This window comes from Bacillus sp. 007/AIA-02/001, from assembly GCF_004634455.1.
Classification (GTDB): Bacteria; Bacillota; Bacilli; order Bacillales; family Bacillaceae_G; genus Bacillus_A; species Bacillus_A cereus.
Map to the genome: position 1 here is coordinate 1 of NZ_SEIY01000021.1, position 17,297 is coordinate 17,297.

The following is a 17,297-nucleotide window of genomic DNA, read 5'->3' on the forward strand; positions in this document are numbered from 1 at the left end:
AAGATTCCAAGAAAAACTTCACGGCCTTTCCCCGATAGAATATCGGGAAAAGGCCGTGGCATAATACTCTTTTTATTACTGTCTACTTGACAGGGAGATGACCAGGTCGCGTCCTCTTTTTTATAAATCTTTCACTCTTAATACACGCATTGCATTTAACACTGCAAGTAGTGTCACACCAACATCTGAGAAAACAGCTTCCCACATTGTTGCAATACCAAAAGCACCAAGTAATAAAACGATCCCTTTTACACCTAGAGCAAAGATGATATTTTGCCACACTATACTTCTTGTACGTTTTGCAATTTTTACAGCTGTCGCAATTTTTGAAGGCTCATCAGTCATAATAACGATGTCTGCCGCTTCAATTGCTGCATCTGATCCTAAACCACCCATCGCAATACCAACGTCTGCACGGGCTAATACTGGTGTATCGTTAATACCGTCACCAACGAAGGCAATTTTTTCTTTTCCGTGCTTCGCTGCATCAATTTTTTCAATCTCTTCTACTTTTTGTTGCGGTAGTAATTCCGCATGAACTTCATCTAAGCCTAATTCTTTACCGACAACTTCACCAACTGGTTTTGCATCACCAGTTAACATTACTGTCTTTTTAATACCTAGTTCTTTTAACTTTTGAATCGCTTGTTTCGAATCCTCTTTTACCTCATCAGAGATAACAATATAACCTGCATATCTTCCATCTACAGCAACGTGAACTAATGTACCTACTGTTTCTGGTTGCTTAAATTCAATATTTTCTTTTCTCATTAATTTTGCATTACCTGCAAAAATTTCTTTTCCTTGTACTTTTACGACTGTACCGTGACCAGAAATTTCGTTATAATCATCGATTATTTTTTCATCAATTGATTTTCCATATGCCTTTCGAATAGATTGGGCAATTGGATGGTTAGAATATACTTCAGCAAATGCCGCATACTCTAATAACTCTTCACTTGTAGTACCTTCGCTCGGTTCCATTTTTGTAACTTTGAAAACACCTTTTGTTAATGTTCCTGTTTTGTCAAAAACAATATATTTTACATCATTTAAAGCTTCTAAATAGTTACTACCTTTTACTAACACACCACTTTTAGATGCACCACCAATACCTCCAAAGAATCCAAGAGGAATGGATACAACTAACGCACATGGACAAGAGATTACTAAGAACACTAAAGCTCTATAAATCCACTCAGAGAATGTAGCTCCTTCTAAAATAAGTGGTGGAATAAACGCCATGATCGCCGCTGTAATAACTACAACTGGAGTGTAGTAACGTGCAAACTTCGTAATAAAGTTTTCCGTTGGTGCTTTTTTACTGCTTGCATTTTGAACTAAATCTAAAATTTTCGATACAGTGGATTCACCGAATTCTTTTGTAACTTCAATTGTCAACACACCGTTTTGGTTCACAAAGCCACTTAATACATCATTTCCAACTTCAACTTCACGTGGTACAGATTCACCTGTTAATGCTGAAGTATCTACCATTGATGTTCCTTCAATTACTTTTCCGTCTAACGGCACCTTCTCACCTGGCTTAACGATAATATAATCGCCAATTTGTACATCTTCTGGTGATACTTGTTTCGTTTCATTTCCAACCTTTACATTCGCATAATCAGGACGAATATCCATTAATGAAGTAATTGATTTTCGGGAGCGGTTTACCGCAATACTTTGGAATAGTTCTCCTACTTGATAAAATAGCATTACTGCTACAGCTTCAGAATATTGTTGAATTGCAAAAGCTCCTACAGTTGCAATTGCCATTAAGAAGTTTTCATCAAATACTTGGCCACGAGTTATGTTTCTTATCGCTCTCCAAACGATATCTCCACCTATTAATAAATAAGCAAGGACGAATAACGGAATTGTTACCATTTGTGGTAAGCCCGCTAATGCAGCAATTGCTGTCAAAATTCCGCCGACCACTAATCTCCCTACCATCTTTTTCACATTTGCTTCACCATGATCGTGACTATGTCCGTGGTCATGACCGTTCTTCTCTTCACGAACAACTTTCACATCTGGTTCTAACTTTTGAACGACATTTGTTATATTTGCTACAGTCGCTTCTAGTTCTCTTTTATTCGCAACTTCTACTCGTAATTTCTTCGATACGAAATCAACAGTTGCTTCTGAGACAGCTGGCATTTCCTTCACTTTATTTTCAATTTTCATTGCACAGTTCGCGCAATCTAAACCTTCTAATATAAATACTTCTTTAGCAATTTTATTTTTTTGTTCTTCTTGAACTTTAATATGCGGTTCTAATTTTGTAACGAGTTGTTTTGCTTCCGTAACAACTTCGTTTTCTTTATTTTGTGCTGTTTCTAAGATCATTGTCTTTGTTGCGAAGTTTACAGAGCAAGAATTTACTCCTTCTATATTCCCAACACCTTTTTCAATTTTCATTGCACAGTTCGCACAATCTAAACCTTCTAACATCAGTTTCTTTTTCACCAATGCTTCAGCCATCGTTCTCCCTCCTCGCGTTCTTTTATTCTTCTTCGTTTACGTGTTCAAACGCTTGCTCGAAGATATGAATTACGTGCTGGTCAGCTAACGAATAATAAACAACCTTTCCTTCTTTACGATTCTTCACAAGTTTCGCTTGCTTTAACACACGAAGCTGATGCGAAATAGATGATTGTGTCATTCCTAATAAATAAGCTAAATCACAAACGCACATTTCAGCTTCAAATAGCGCATGTAATATTCTCGTACGTGTACGGTCACCTAATACTTTAAATAGTTCTGCTACTTTACTTAAACTTTCATCAGTTGGAATTGTTTGTTTTACTTGCTCTACAACTTCTTCATGAATTATCGTTTGAGAACATGTCTCTTGTGGTGTTTCTACTTTATTTCCAGCCATTATAGCTCACCTCTTTAATTGAACATATGAACAATCATTCATATATCTTATACTCTTATTATATGAGCGCCCACTCATATGTGTCAATGAAATCTGAATTTTTTTTATGAACATTCCGTTCACATTTTAATAAGTCGTATACATATTTTTCGCACTCTCTATATTCTCATACAAAAAAGGATGCACAATTCGCACCCCCCTTTTTACTTACTTTTCATTTTTCACCGCATCCACAATTAAAGAAACAAATCCTAAATGATTATCCCGATTTCTATGGTCAAAACGTTTCGAACGATAAATAAATCCATCTTTCTCATTCCAATCATTATAGTGAAACTTACCATTCTCATCACAGTATTCTAAGAGCCTTACTTGAAAACCTGCTGATTCAAACATGGACGTGATTGTTTTATAGCTATGAACAATTTTATGACTTGCTGCAGGATGATCTAATGGACCAGGTCCACCTACTTGTACCCCTTGCTGATATTCTTCATCTGGAAAAAATGCATCTGGTACTGCACAACGAATATATCCATTCTCCATTAAAAACTCATAACAAATTTTTGCAGCTTCAATTCCTTCTTCATATGATAAATGCTCCCATACATGTTCTGCCAAAATTACTGATAAAGAATTAGGTTGAAATTTATCAAGCCAAGCTTCTCTCCGTAATAAATTTAATTCTTCTTCATTCGTATGTAACCAACCAGGGTTATTATTATAACCCTCTGCTCCAACAACAACTTTTGCTTCTTCCATTTCGCTCCCACCCTTTTTTCATATTCCGACAGAGAAATTCGACAAAATAATATACATTCCCTTTATTTCAACAAAAGAAAAAGCCTTGCGCGCTCCCTAGACGCACAAGGCTTACTGTGTTTATATCCCTTTAATTAGCTTGTTCTAAATTATCCTGCGAACTTCCATCGTCTTTTAAATGACTATGTTTTTTCGAATAAACAAAGTATACAACTACTCCGATTGCTAACCAAGCACCGAAGTACATCCATGTTTTTAATGGTAGGTTTACCATTAAGAATAGACAACATGCAATTGAAATAATCGGCAAGATCGGTACAAGTGGTACCATAAATCCACGTTGTAATTTTGGATGTGTTTTACGAAGAATAATAACTGACACACCAACCATCGCAAATGTTAACAACGCTCCAATATTCGCTAAATTCGACAATTCTTTCAAATCGATAAATCCAGCAATTAAAGCACTACCAATTCCTGTTAACCAAACTGTAAATGTTGGTGCTTCTGTCTTTTTATTAATTTTCGCGAAAGATTCTGGCAATAAACCGTCACGGCTCATAGCGAAGAATACACGTGTCGTTGCATAAATGTAAGCAAAAATTACTGCCATAATACCAATTACAGCTCCAATTGCGATTATACCAGCTACTTTATCTTGTCCTACAACTTCTAACACATACGCCATCGCTTCCGGTACATCTAGCTCTTTATATGAAACCATACCCGTCATAACGAGACAAACTACAACATAAATGATTGTACAAATGACTAACGAAGCGATAATACCAATCGGTAGATCACGTTGCGGATTTTTTACTTCTTCAGCAGAAGTTGCTAATGCATCAAATCCTAAGAAAGCAAAGAATACTGCTGCTCCCCCCGCGAAAACTCCACTTAAACCATACGGTGCAAATGGTATCCAGTTTTCTGGTTTCACGTAGAATACACCAACTGCAATGAATAAAACAACGATACCAATTTTAATTAATACCATTATGTTATTCACTCGTTTACTTTCTTTCGTACCTCTTGATAATAACCAAGTTATAACTAATGTAACGATAACTGCTGGTAAATTCACTATACCACCTTGAGACGGAATCGTTAGCAGTGCTTTTGGAATTTCAAGCCCTAATCCACTCACTAAGTTATGGAAGTAACCAGTCCACCCGCCAGCTACTGCGGCAGTCGTTACAACATATACGGATAGTAATGTCCATCCCATTAAATGAGCTACAAACTCACCAATTGTTGCATATGAGTATGTGTACACACTACCTGAAACAGGAAGTGTAGAAGCAACCTCTGCGTAACATAATGCTGCAAATCCACAAACGATGGCTGCAATCATGAATGAAAAAATAACTGCTGGACCAGCATCTCTTGCTGCTACTAATCCAGTTAATACTAGAACTCCTGTACCAATTATCGCACCAATCCCTAGCATTGTTAGGTCAAATGCCCCTAGCGTTTTCGTCAAAGTTTTACTTTTACTTTCCCCTAACAATTGCGTAACGGATTTCTTTTTAAATAGGTTGGCCACGATGTATGCCCCCTTTTGCCAAGAAGAGCTAAGAGATCTTCACTCTTAGCTCTTATCATGTTGTTTTATATATTGTTCGATTTTGTTTTGTATAATGCTTCTATTAGCAAGATACTGTTTCTGCTTCTAATAATTCTTTAGCACCTTTGTACTCTACACCGTGAGCTTCTGCAACTGCTTCGAATGTTACATAGCCATCTAATGTGTTAATACCTTTTAGTAATGCAGTGTTACCTAGGCAAGCTTCTTTGTAGCCTTTGTTAGCAATTTGTACTGCATATGGTACTGTTACGTTTGTTAATGCAAGAGTTGATGTACGTGGAACCGCACCTGGCATGTTTGCAACTGCATAATGAACAACGCCGTGTTTTTCATAAGTTGGGTTATCATGAGTTGTAATACGATCAGTTGTTTCGAAAATACCACCTTGGTCAATCGCGATATCTACAACAACAGAACCTGGTTCCATTGATTTAATCATTTCTTCTGTTACAAGTTTTGGAGCTTTTGCACCTGGGATTAATACTGCACCGATTACAAGATCAGACTCTTTAACAGCTTCTGCAATATTGTAAGGATTAGACATTAAAGTTTTTACTTGGTTTCCGAAAATGTCATCTAATTGACGAAGACGTTCTGCACTTAAGTCGATGATTGTTACATCCGCACCTAGTCCAACTGCAATTTTAGCAGCATTTGTACCAGCTTGTCCACCACCGATGATTGTTACTTTACCACGTTTAACCCCTGGAACACCTGCAAGTAAGATACCTTTACCGCCTTTGTTTTTCTCAAGGAATTGTGCACCAATTTGTGCAGCCATACGACCAGCTACTTCACTCATAGGTGCAAGTAATGGTAATGAACGGTTTTCTAATTGTACTGTTTCATATGCGATAGAAACAACTTTTTTCTCGATTAAAGCTTTTGTTAATTCTGGCTCTGGAGCTAAGTGTAAGTATGTGAATAAGATTAAGCCTTCACTGAAGTGTTTGTATTCGCTTTCAATTGGTTCCTTAACTTTCATAACCATTTCCATGTTCCAAGCTTCTTCAGCTGTATCAACAATTTTTGCTCCCGCTTCAACATACTGAGCGTCTGTGAAACCAGACCCTAAACCTGCACCCTTTTGAATGAATACTTCGTGATTGTTACGAATTAAATGTACAACACCTGCTGGTGTCATTGCCACACGGTTTTCGTTGTTTTTAATTTCTGCTGGTACCCCAATACGCATAATGAAATGCCCCCTTATAATTAACAGAAAAAAGAGATTCTTTTTTCTTTTTGTAATAATTAATAACTTATGTCCTTATTCTAGCATAACTTAAAAGTTATGAAAACGCTAACATACCATTTTCCTAAAGTTTTTATATTTAGAATAGTGTAAATATATAAAACATTGATTCTATTAGGGGTTTCGTGTCATTTCATTATCTTTCACTCTATTTTTATTATACTGCTTCAAAATAAACAGCAATCATTTATTATTTGACAATAATGTAACAATGTAAGAAACCTAAGCGATAACGTATACATATACAGTTATTACTTTACTCAATACTTTAGAGATATATTCTTTTCACAAAAAAACAGCTGCTAGCATTTAGCCAGCAGCTGGGTAACTTATAAATAACTTAGAAAATAAATCATCTGTCGTTTCAGTAATTTTATCAAACAGATCACTTTCTTCCGCTTCTTGCTCTTTTAACATCTTAATTGTTTCACGTGCATCTTCAGGGTAATCGGTTATGATACCATCTACGTTCAACTTATAATATGCCTTTAAATTTTCCATATCATTTACTGTCCATACGTAAATTGGTTTGTTTAACTTCCTTGCTTCTTTTACTAATTTCTTATTTAACATATATTCTTCTGCTACGTAAAAGTCAGCCTTCACATTCTTTAAGTTAGCTCTACTTGCATACAATATATACCCTACTTTTATATCCGGATTTGCACGCTTAAACTCTTTAATAAGTGGATAGTGTAACGTTTGAATTACACATTGCTTCTCAAATTCATTATCTTTAATCGTTTTTAAGACTTTGTTTACAAAATCTTTTTCGCCCCCATGAAGCTTCACTTCTATATTAAGTTTGATTTTGCCATTTGCTAGCTTAATGATTTCATCAAGTGTACTTATTTGTCCTGAAAGTCCATCTTGACTAAGGGTAAGTTGCCTTAACTCCGCCATCGTTAAATCTGACACATGCACATTGGCATTTGCGAGACGTTTCAGCTTCAAATCATGTATAACCGCTAGTTCACCGTCTTTCGTTTGTAATACATCTATTTCAGCGTAGTCTGCTTTTGCATCAATCGCACCTTGCACAGCTTCTTTCGTATTTTCTACGCCTTTTGATATATACCCGCGGTGCGCCATAATAATCGGTTCTTTATACGAATTTGAAATAAACGTTACAATGAAGGCAACGACCATTCCGGCAGTAATAATTCCTACAATGTATACGCCAATGAATTTCCAACGATGTTTTTGGAAAAAACATTTATCTGCTTTCGTTTTCGAATAATCTAATCCTTCTTCTAATAAAACATCCTCAACCGGTACCTTTTGTAAGTATAATCGCGTAATCGCCATAATATAAAATGGCGTCACGATAAAGCTGAATAAATACAATGTGCTCGTTAAAAATACAGAAATCGTTGATTCAGCTAATAATGCAAATGTTCCTTTCGGGTTTGTAAATTCATAAACACCCCATAGGCACAATAAATATATTCCCAAAAACACGACATATACAATTCCAATTGAAATAAAAAACCCTACTAAAAAGAATAGTACTTTAAAAAAGCTTTCATTTACTAAAGTTGCACTTTTACGTGCTGCCACGCGAAATGGTTTTTGCTCTAAAACAACAATGGGTAGAACGAAAATCCATCGAAGATTCAAATACGCGACTACAGCAAAGAACGTGTAATAACCAACTTGTCCCATCGTTGTCTTAAACAGTTCTCCTGTAATAAAGTTAGGAATTTGAATTTGCGGGATTAATGCCGTTTCATATCCCATATTTAAAAGAGGCAACAATACGACAGCATATAAAATAAATCCTGGTAAGCAATATGTAAAAAGAGTAGGTAAATACGTTACCGTTTTATATAAAATCGGACGTAATTTCACCTTCTGTCTTTTATGAGCGAAATACGAAATAATAATAAGCACCGCAAATTCTGTAAAGATAAGAAACAGTGCTAACAATGATAAAATTACGATTGCTAAGATGCCATAAGGCGTCTTTAAAAACGCTAATAATTCATCATTTGTCGCATTTGCATAACCAGCAAAATACAATAACTTATTAAAAATGATTCCAAATAGTGGAACAAACACAATCGCTGCTAATAATTTATAAGCAAGTTGAAAAGTTAATACATTCCAAAAAGCAAATTTAACTGTTTGAAAGGAATGTCTCATTACTCCTGGTATAGATAGTTTTTTACGGTGTTGCATATATTCCTCCAAATTCTAAAACGGTATTTGAGATGGATTCCATATTTCAAGTTCTAATCCATCTTTTTAATAATAATATATTCCGCTTAACATGAACACTCTTATACATATAATGAAAAAAGTGATGGCTACTTCCCATCACTTTTTCATTTATTCTATTTTTTCTCTAGGCCTTGTCCAAATGCTTTCAAGAAGCTAAAACCGAATGTAATAGCTCTATTGATATCAGGATCTTTTAATACTTTAAAGAAATCCATTACTTTTGTTTTTTTACCACTATTTAATTCATCTGTTGCAAATTGCAATCCTGTAACTAAACTTGACGTAATTTGCTTCGTTATTTCTGGATCAACTGAAGATAACGCTTCTCCTGCCCCCATCATATTGTTGAGTGCATTTTTAACTGGTTCACGATTTAATTGCTCCACAGCGATTTTTGAAACATCTTCCTTCGCAGCAAGTAAACTAATTGCTGCATCTAATATACCAGCCTTCTGCAACTGTGCTAAAAGCTGCATCGTTTCTTCTACTGCTTCACGATTATTAGATAACTCATTTAGAAGTTCAGCTGCTACTTGCTGTTTCTGTTCTTCCTCTGTTACAACTTTCTTTTTAATTACAGTAATTTCTTTCGCCACTATCTCCGCCCCCTAGTCCACAAGTGATACGTATTGTTTTCTTTGCCATTTTTGCTGGATTTCAACACCATTTTGCGGATTACGCTTTTTATCTCTCGGGTTTGAAGATGGTAACGGACGATTCCCTTTTTCACGTAGTACACGCATCTTTACCATCGTTTGTTTGTACGCTGGTGTACACGTATAAAGATCTGTCGCCGTTCCAGTTAAAATATTGATTGCCTCTTCATTTACCGTTGCATGCATCGGTAAATATAGCTCTTTCCCCGTTACACGATCTGTAACAAGTGCCTGTACTTTAATTTTCCCAAATGGTGATGCTAATTCTACAAGGCCACCATCTTTCACATTGCGCTCTAGGGCAAGTTCAGGCGAGATTTCAACGAACACTTCAGATACTTTAGATAAAATACCAGCCGATTTATTCGTCATATTCCCTTCGTGGAAATGTTCTAACATACGTCCATTATTTAAAAGTAAATCATACTCATCTGGCGCTACAACTGGTGGTACCCATTCATCTAATGATAGACGAGCTAGTTTATCCGGGAAGTTAAATCCATGCACATATAATAGCGGTGTATCGCTACCATCATGGCTACCCCAACATAAACTATTCCATCCTTCTAAACGATCGTATGTTGCCTGAGAATATAAAGGTGCAAGCGATGCAATTTCATCCATGATTTCACTTGGACTTTCATAATTCCAGTCCCCGCCAAGTGCACGAGCTACTTTTTGTAAAATCCACCAGTCTGGCTTTGAATCACCAAGCGGCTTCAATACTTCATATAATCTTTGAATACGGCGCTCTGTATTCGTAAATGTTCCCTCTTTTTCTAAGCTTGGTGCTGCCGGTAAAATAACATCAGCAAAACGAGCTGTTTTCGATAAGAACATATCTTGAACAACAAGGAAATCTAAATTCGCTAAAATATGTTGTACATGGTTGGCATTCGAATCTACTAAAGCCATTTCTTCACCCATAACATACATACCACGCAGTTTTCCTTCATCTGCCGCAAGTAACATTGCAATATTATTTAAACCTGGTGCTTTCGGAATTGTAGTACCGTATGCTTTTTCAAATTTCGCACGGAGCGCATCATCTGAAACCGCTTGGTAACCTGGAAGCCAGTTTGGTAATGTTGCCATATCACAAGCGCCTTGTACGTTATTATGTCCGCGTAATGGATATGCTCCTGCACCAGGACGACGATAGTTACCCGTAACAAGCAATAGATTTGAAATTGCTGCTGAAGTTGTACTTCCTCCAGTATTTTGAGTTACACCCATTCCCCAAAGTACACAAGTACCATCTGCTTCATATACCATACGAGCCATTTCTTTCAGATTTTCTTTCGAAATCCCCGTAATTTCTTCTGTATAATCAAGCGTATACTTTTCTACCATTTTGCTATATTCATCAAAATTCTTCACATTTTCAGCTATGAACTTTTTATCGTGCCAATCTTGATCAATAATATATTTCGTAATACCAGCGAGCCATACGTAATCAGTTCCTTGGCGCGGATGAATGAATAAATCCGCACGCTCTGCCATTTCATGTTTACGAAGGTCTGCCACAATTAATTTTTGGTCATGTAATTTATGAGCACGTTTTACACGCGTTGCAAGTACAGGATGTCCTTCTGTTGGATTTGCTCCAACGATAATGACAAGGCCTGCTTCCGCAATATCTTTCACTGTTCCAGCGTCCCCGCCCATACCGACAGTTTTAAATAAACCGTCTGTTGCTGGAGATTGACAATAACGGGAACAATTGTCTACATTATTCGTTCCATATATTTGACGGGCTAGTTTTTGCATAAGATAATTTTCTTCATTCGTTACTTTCGAAGAAGAAATAAATCCAAATGCATCACTTCCATATTCTGATTTAATATGCTGCATATTGGATGCAACAACTTCCAGAGCCTCTTCCCATGAAGCTTCAACAAACGTATCTCCTTGGCGAATTAATGGCTTTGTAATACGATCTTCACTGTTTACAAAATCCCATCCAAATTTGCCTTTTACACATGTGGAAATACCGTTAACCGGCGCATCTGAAACAGGCTGCACTTTCAAAATGTGGCGGTCTTTCGTCCATACTTCAAATGAACAACCTACACCACAAAATGTACAAACTGTTTTTGTTTTATTCACTTTCGTCTTACGCATCGCAGCCTCTACTTCTGAAACTGCTAAAATACTACTATATCCCGGCTCTACATCCTTTACAAAATCAATCATCGGATCTAACACATCCGGTTTCAATCCTGTCATGAATCCAGCTTCACCCAGCATTGTTTTTTCCATTAACGCATTACATGGACATACTGTTACACACTGCCCACAACTTACACAAGATGAGTCATTTATACTTACACCATTGTCCCATATAACACGTGGACGGTCTAAGCTCCAATCAATCGATATAGTTTCATTCACTTGTAAGTTTTGACATACTTCTACACACTGCCCACAAGCAATACATTGATTTGGATCATATCGATAAAATGGATGTGACATATCCACTTCACACGCACTTACTTTTGGCTCATACGGATATTTCTGTTCCTCAATTCCCATCATATGTACTGTATTATGGACTTTACAGTTACCATTATTGTTATCACAAACGGTACAATACAATAGATGATTTTCTAATATTCGATCCATTGCCTCAGTCTGTGCCTCTTTTGCACGCTGGGACTGTCTTTCGATATGCATACCGTTCTCTAATTTCGTTGAACAAGCACGCAATAACTTTCCATTTACTTCTACAATACACGTATCACAAGTTTGAATTGGATCTACTTCTGGTACATGACAAATTTGAGGATGTTCCAAATTACTCTCGTTAAATAATTGTAGTATCGTCTTTTCACCTGATGCAGAAAATTCTTTACCATCGACGGTTACACGGACTGTCTGTTCTGCCATAGTTTCCCCTCTCCTTACAACCAACTGTACAACACAATTATGAATCCGTTTTCAAAATCGCATTACTGTACATATTTTTGAAACGCTCTACCCAAATACTTTCTTATGAAGTCGATTCTAGATGTTATAAGGTATAACTACGAAAGCTTGAAAATATCACTATTCTACAGTTCTATTATATCGTACATATACAATAATAACCAAAATAATCTGTGATCTTCTTGTTAATAGGTGTTTTTATTTTTTCCATTGTTTTATGATAAATGTGGGAGATAAATACATATAAAAGGGGAATGAAATATGGGGCCTACGCAAGAGACTTATACAATTGTACGTTATCAATCTGGTACATTTTCAAAACAACTTGATGAGATTGTTACAGAATCTCCTATTACTATTAAATTGAATGGTGAAGAATATGTAACAGTCGTATGTACACCAAATTATATTGAAGATATGGTAATTGGTTTTTTAATTTCTGAGGGGATTATTTCTTCCTATAAAGATGTTGAAGAACTATGGGTTCAAAAAGATAACGGAATTGTCCATGTAAAATCATCAAAAGTGAATCCGCTCTATCAAACTTTATATAATAAACGATACATCACTTCTTGCTGCGGAAAAGGTAGACAAGGTTTTATTTTCGTAAACGACGCAGCAAAAGCAAAAGACTTACATGATATACATGTAAAAATTACTCCTGAAGAATGCTTTCATTTAATGAATACCTTGCAACAATCTTCTACTACATTTCGCCAAACTGGCGGTGTTCACAATACCGCGCTATGTGATCGAAACAATATCCTCCTATCAAGAATGGATATTGGAAGACATAATGCATTAGATAAAATATATGGTCATTGTTTGCGTAACGATATATCCATTAAAGGAAAAATCATCGCATTTAGCGGACGTATTTCATCCGAAATTTTACTCAAAGTTTCAAAAATCGGATGTGAAATTGTTCTATCTAAATCCGCTCCAACAAAACTGGCATTGCAACTTGCCCATGATTTAGGCATTACAGTCGTAGGGTTTATTAGAAATGAATCTTGTAATATTTACACACATCCAAAACGAATTGATGGCTATCAATCCAATGTTTAAAAAATAACTCCTCAATCGAGGAGTTATTTTAGTTATAAAAATGTAACATATTAAACACTTGAATAGTTAACAAAGTTAATATATAATTTCATTACATAATTAAAACAAAACATTGTAGCATATATCTTTTCATTCTTTTACAAATTAAAAGAGAATACTAACAAAACATATACTCAATCTTATAAAAGTAATGGATTTATTTGAAATCCACCAGGGAGGTTACAACTATGGAAATTCGCTTATTAACAACAGAGGACGCAGAAATATATTTAAAAGTTTGTATGGAAGGTTTAACGAAGAATCCGGAAGCTTTTAGCTCTTCTTATGAAGATGTTCTTAAACATGAAAATCCTGTGGCTGCTATGGCTAAACGATTAAGCAATCCGGATAAGTATACTCTAGGTGTCTTCAAAGATAATGATTTAATTGGTATCGCTACTTTAGAAACAAAACCATTTATTAAACAAGAACATAAAGCAAAAATTGGCTCCGTTTTTGTTTCTCCAAAAGCGCGTGGCCTTGGAGCAGGACGAGCTCTAATTAAAGCAATTATTGAAAATGCCGATAAATTACATGTAGAACAACTTATGCTCGATGTTGTAGTTGGTAACGATGCAGCAAAAAAATTATATGAGTCATTAGGTTTCCAAACTTACGGCGTACAAGAGCGTTCATTAAAACATAACGGTCAATATTGGGACGAGGAACATATGGTTCTGTTCTTAAATGATTAATACTTCAATATAAAGTGAAACTTTACTCAGTGGGTGATTTTTCCATCCCCTACTGAGTATTAGCTGAACCAATCGGGCTTTTGCGGGGTAGTTTTCCAAAAACATCTTTCTTAATAAGAAAGATGTTTTTTTGCATTACAACAATGTAATCTTCATGTCACCTTTATCGATCGTACCAATCCTTACCATTCATTATACTAAAAATATAAAGTGAAACTTTACTCAGTGGGGAACTATATCCCACGCTGATCGCATGTACTTGATATGTAGAGGAGAATGTGACATGAAACAAAACAAACGAGCTATGCTTTTAATATTTACTACAGCAATTGTAACTTCTGGGTTAGCAATTTTACCTTGGTTTATCATATAGGAATACTCCCCTAACAATGAAAAAAGCTGATTGCTTCTTAAGAAGCAATCAGCTTTTTTTATATTATAAAATCCCCAAAATTTTATTTACACAACTTATAATAATAACCATAGATACGGCAACGCACATGACAACCGTATTACGATCTTGCTTTTCTTTTTTTGAAATTTCTTCTTTTGAATTCATGTGTATGATCTCCTTTTAAAAAAAGTGTGAGATAGGAAATTTTTCTTATCCGATGCGAGGTGAATACGAAAACCCTCTCTATCTCACATACACAATAGAATGGAATTGTCATTTTATAAATAAAATGACATGACGTTATGTCGCAACATAGGGTATTTTGTGTCGCTACGTTTTTTATTATAAAAAATAGTTGTGCAAAACTAGTGCATTTTTTATGTCAATTACTCCGAGCGAAAAAATCATCCCTCCATTCAATCACATAAAAAGAGTTTTTTATTATTTTCATGTAAACTATACAAGTAGAATGAACAGTTTGGGGTGCACAAGATTATGGTAAAAATTTTATTAGTAGACGATGAAGAACGTATGTTACGATTATTAGATCTATTCTTAAGCCCTCGCGGCTATTTTTGTATGAAAGCTACCTCTGGCCTTGAAGCACTAAAATTAATCGAACAAAAAGAATTCGATATTATTTTATTAGATGTTATGATGCCGAATATGGATGGATGGGATACTTGCTATCAAATTCGTCAAATTTCTAACGTTCCTATCATTATGTTAACAGCTCGCAACCAAAACTACGATATGGTGAAAGGCCTCACGATGGGCGCAGATGATTATATTACAAAACCATTTGATGAGCATGTATTAGTCGCACGAATCGAGGCTATATTACGCCGTACAAAAAAAGATGGCTTTGTTAGTTTCAATGGTATTGAGTGGGATAAAACGAAACATACCGTCACAGTGTACGATGAAAAAATCTCGCTAACTCCTATCGAATTTTCGTTACTCGGACTATTTTTGCAAAATACAAACCGTGCTTATAGCCGAGATGATTTAATCGAAAAAATTTGGGGCTATGAAACAGATATCGAATATAGAACAATTGATTCACACATTCGTAATATCCGTGATAAACTACGCAAAAAAGGATTTCCGATTGAAGATTACCTAGAAACGGTCTATAAAGTCGGATATAAATGGAAAAGTGAATAATTACTTCGGTCAGTGGGAAATCGTATACCACTGACTCTTTATTATGAATAAGGTATGGTGAGAAAATGAGTAAACTTTCCCTTAAAATTGGGACATACTTTTTAATATTAGCTTTATGTATTGAAACAATTGCTTTCGTATCTTTTTATAAAAGCCTTTCAACAATGCGTGTGAAAGAAGAAACCGATGCTCTATTAGAGAAAGGTAATCGGTATCGTGATAAGATTGTAAACCGTGCAAGATGGAATGATCATTCTAAACAACAGCAATACACAGAACGTCCTAAACACCCTCGGTATCAGGATTTCACTATCGAGCATGCGGCTGAAGATTTAATCGGTTCCGAATTAATTGCTAATACTGATATCACAATCATTATAACTGACAATAACGGCAAAATTATTTCTAACTCAGAACCCATAACGAAAGAAATGCAAAAACAACTTATTTGTAAAACAAAATCTATTCCAAAAAGCGGGTTAATTGTAGAAAGAAACTGGAAAAAATCAAAATTCATCTCAACAGTAAGTCCACTTGAAATTCAAGGATTTCAAGGTAATTTACATATGTTATTAAAAACATCTTTCTTAGAAAAGATGTTACTTAAGCTCCTGCATCAATTTCTTATCATTAGTATTTTGACGATTATTTTAACAACTATTTCTGTCTTTGTTTTTTCTAAATTTATTACAGATCCTCTTATAAAAATGAAGAGAGCGACAGAAAAAATGTCAAAATTAAACAAGCCAATTCAATTAGGTATTAAACGAAATGATGAACTCGGAAGTTTAGCAAAAACAATTGAAGATTTATCGAGTGAGCTTACGTATATGAAAAAAGAGCGCAATGAATTTCTCGCTAGTGTCGCTCATGAACTATTAACTCCATTGACCTATATGAAAGGTTATGCAAAGGTAGCAAAGAGAGACTCTTTAACAAAAGAGGAGCGAGAAGAATACTTACAAATCATTGAGGATGAAACGGATAGTGTAACCGATCTCGTCCAAGATTTATTTATGCTTGTACAATTAGAACAACACCAATTTGTTATAAAAAAACAAAAAGTGCTTCTTCAGCCATTTTTAGAACGAATGGTTGAAAAGACAAAAACAACATTAACGAATAAGCAAATGCAACTTCATGTATATTGCAAAGATGATTTAGAAGTTTGTATAGACGAAAGACGTATGGAACAAGTTATGTTAAATTTATTACACAACGCTTATCAACATTCGCCAGAAAACACATCCATTACGATACGTGTACTCATGGAAACAGATTCTTTTACAATAAGTGTACAAGATGAAGGTGAAGGTATTCCTGAAGAAGATATCCCGCATATTTTTGACCGTTTTTATCGTGTTGATAAATCTAGAACACGAGCTACAGGCGGAAAAGGCATCGGGCTAGCTGTTGCAAAGGAAATTGTAGAATTGCATAACGGTTCTATTCTAGTAACAAGCCAATTAGGAGCGGGAACAAACTTTATAATCGAGCTACCTTTTGAATAATATGCGTGTGAAAACACCAGTAGTAGTAAACACTACTGGTGTTATTTTGTTCATAAAAACAGCTCATATAAGCTAAGCTTTTGAAATTATTCTTATTTCAATATAAAATAAAGGTACATTTGCA

Annotated in this window: 13 protein-coding genes; 4 read left to right on the forward strand and 9 right to left on the reverse strand. The window is 35.4% G+C overall.

The genetic code is table 11. The features are described from left to right. Window positions 1–120 precede the first annotated feature (120 nt). The 8 genes from ES895_RS25555 to fdhF form a co-directional block, all read right to left on the reverse strand. Window positions 121–2,487: a heavy metal translocating P-type ATPase gene (locus ES895_RS25555; RefSeq protein ID WP_135238738.1), complete on the reverse strand. Its 2,367-nt coding sequence runs from the start codon at window positions 2,485–2,487 to the stop codon at window positions 121–123. A gap of 22 nt (window positions 2,488–2,509) precedes the next feature. Beyond that, window positions 2,510–2,887, reverse strand: a complete 378-nt coding sequence (locus ES895_RS25560; RefSeq protein ID WP_000918378.1) for an ArsR/SmtB family transcription factor — start codon at window positions 2,885–2,887, stop codon at window positions 2,510–2,512. 207 nt (window positions 2,888–3,094) lie between these two features. Then, complete coding sequence (locus ES895_RS25565; RefSeq protein ID WP_000390569.1) at window positions 3,095–3,649, reverse strand: class I SAM-dependent methyltransferase; 555 nt, start codon at window positions 3,647–3,649, stop codon at window positions 3,095–3,097. Window positions 3,650–3,779: 130 nt separating this feature from the next. Further along, entirely contained in the window at window positions 3,780–5,195 is a 1,416-nt protein-coding gene (locus tag ES895_RS25570; protein WP_001284887.1) for an amino acid permease, read from the reverse strand. Window positions 5,196–5,298: 103 nt separating this feature from the next. Continuing rightward, window positions 5,299–6,432: an alanine dehydrogenase gene (gene ald / locus ES895_RS25575; RefSeq protein ID WP_001219744.1), complete on the reverse strand. Its 1,134-nt coding sequence runs from the start codon at window positions 6,430–6,432 to the stop codon at window positions 5,299–5,301. Between the two features lie 369 nt (window positions 6,433–6,801). Further along, window positions 6,802–8,673: a glycerophosphodiester phosphodiesterase gene (locus ES895_RS25580; RefSeq protein ID WP_001164706.1), complete on the reverse strand. Its 1,872-nt coding sequence runs from the start codon at window positions 8,671–8,673 to the stop codon at window positions 6,802–6,804. Window positions 8,674–8,828: 155 nt separating this feature from the next. Beyond that, window positions 8,829–9,311 carry a helical membrane plugin domain-containing protein gene (locus tag ES895_RS25585; RefSeq protein WP_001040535.1) on the reverse strand — a complete coding sequence of 161 codons (483 nt, stop codon included), beginning with the start codon at window positions 9,309–9,311 and terminating at the stop codon, window positions 8,829–8,831. Window positions 9,312–9,323: 12 nt separating this feature from the next. Beyond that, window positions 9,324–12,260 carry a formate dehydrogenase subunit alpha gene (gene fdhF / locus ES895_RS25590; RefSeq protein WP_135238739.1) on the reverse strand — a complete coding sequence of 979 codons (2,937 nt, stop codon included), beginning with the start codon at window positions 12,258–12,260 and terminating at the stop codon, window positions 9,324–9,326. A 300-nt stretch (window positions 12,261–12,560) separates the two neighbouring features. Here fdhF and fdhD point away from each other — a divergent pair, with 300 nt between their 5' ends. Both fdhD and ES895_RS25600 read left to right on the forward strand, forming a co-directional pair. Continuing rightward, window positions 12,561–13,367 carry a formate dehydrogenase accessory sulfurtransferase FdhD gene (gene fdhD / locus ES895_RS25595; RefSeq protein ID WP_000529230.1) on the forward strand — a complete coding sequence of 269 codons (807 nt, stop codon included), beginning with the start codon at window positions 12,561–12,563 and terminating at the stop codon, window positions 13,365–13,367. Window positions 13,368–13,594: 227 nt separating this feature from the next. Next, complete coding sequence (locus ES895_RS25600; protein WP_000405883.1) at window positions 13,595–14,101, forward strand: GNAT family N-acetyltransferase; 507 nt, start codon at window positions 13,595–13,597, stop codon at window positions 14,099–14,101. Between the two features lie 436 nt (window positions 14,102–14,537). Here the strand turns inward: ES895_RS25600 and ES895_RS30045 are convergent, their stop codons facing one another. Continuing rightward, entirely contained in the window at window positions 14,538–14,660 is a 123-nt protein-coding gene (locus ES895_RS30045; RefSeq protein WP_001085006.1) for a hypothetical protein, read from the reverse strand. A 330-nt stretch (window positions 14,661–14,990) separates the two neighbouring features. On the opposite strand from ES895_RS30045, the gene ES895_RS25605 reads away from it, so the two are divergent. Beyond that, complete coding sequence (locus ES895_RS25605) at window positions 14,991–15,662, forward strand: response regulator transcription factor (protein ID WP_000238956.1); 672 nt, start codon at window positions 14,991–14,993, stop codon at window positions 15,660–15,662. Between the two features lie 65 nt (window positions 15,663–15,727). Then, on the forward strand, window positions 15,728–17,173 hold the full coding sequence (locus ES895_RS25610; protein ID WP_084065513.1) for a HAMP domain-containing sensor histidine kinase: 1,446 nt from the start codon (window positions 15,728–15,730) through the stop codon (window positions 17,171–17,173). The last annotated feature ends 124 nt before the right edge of the window (window positions 17,174–17,297 follow it).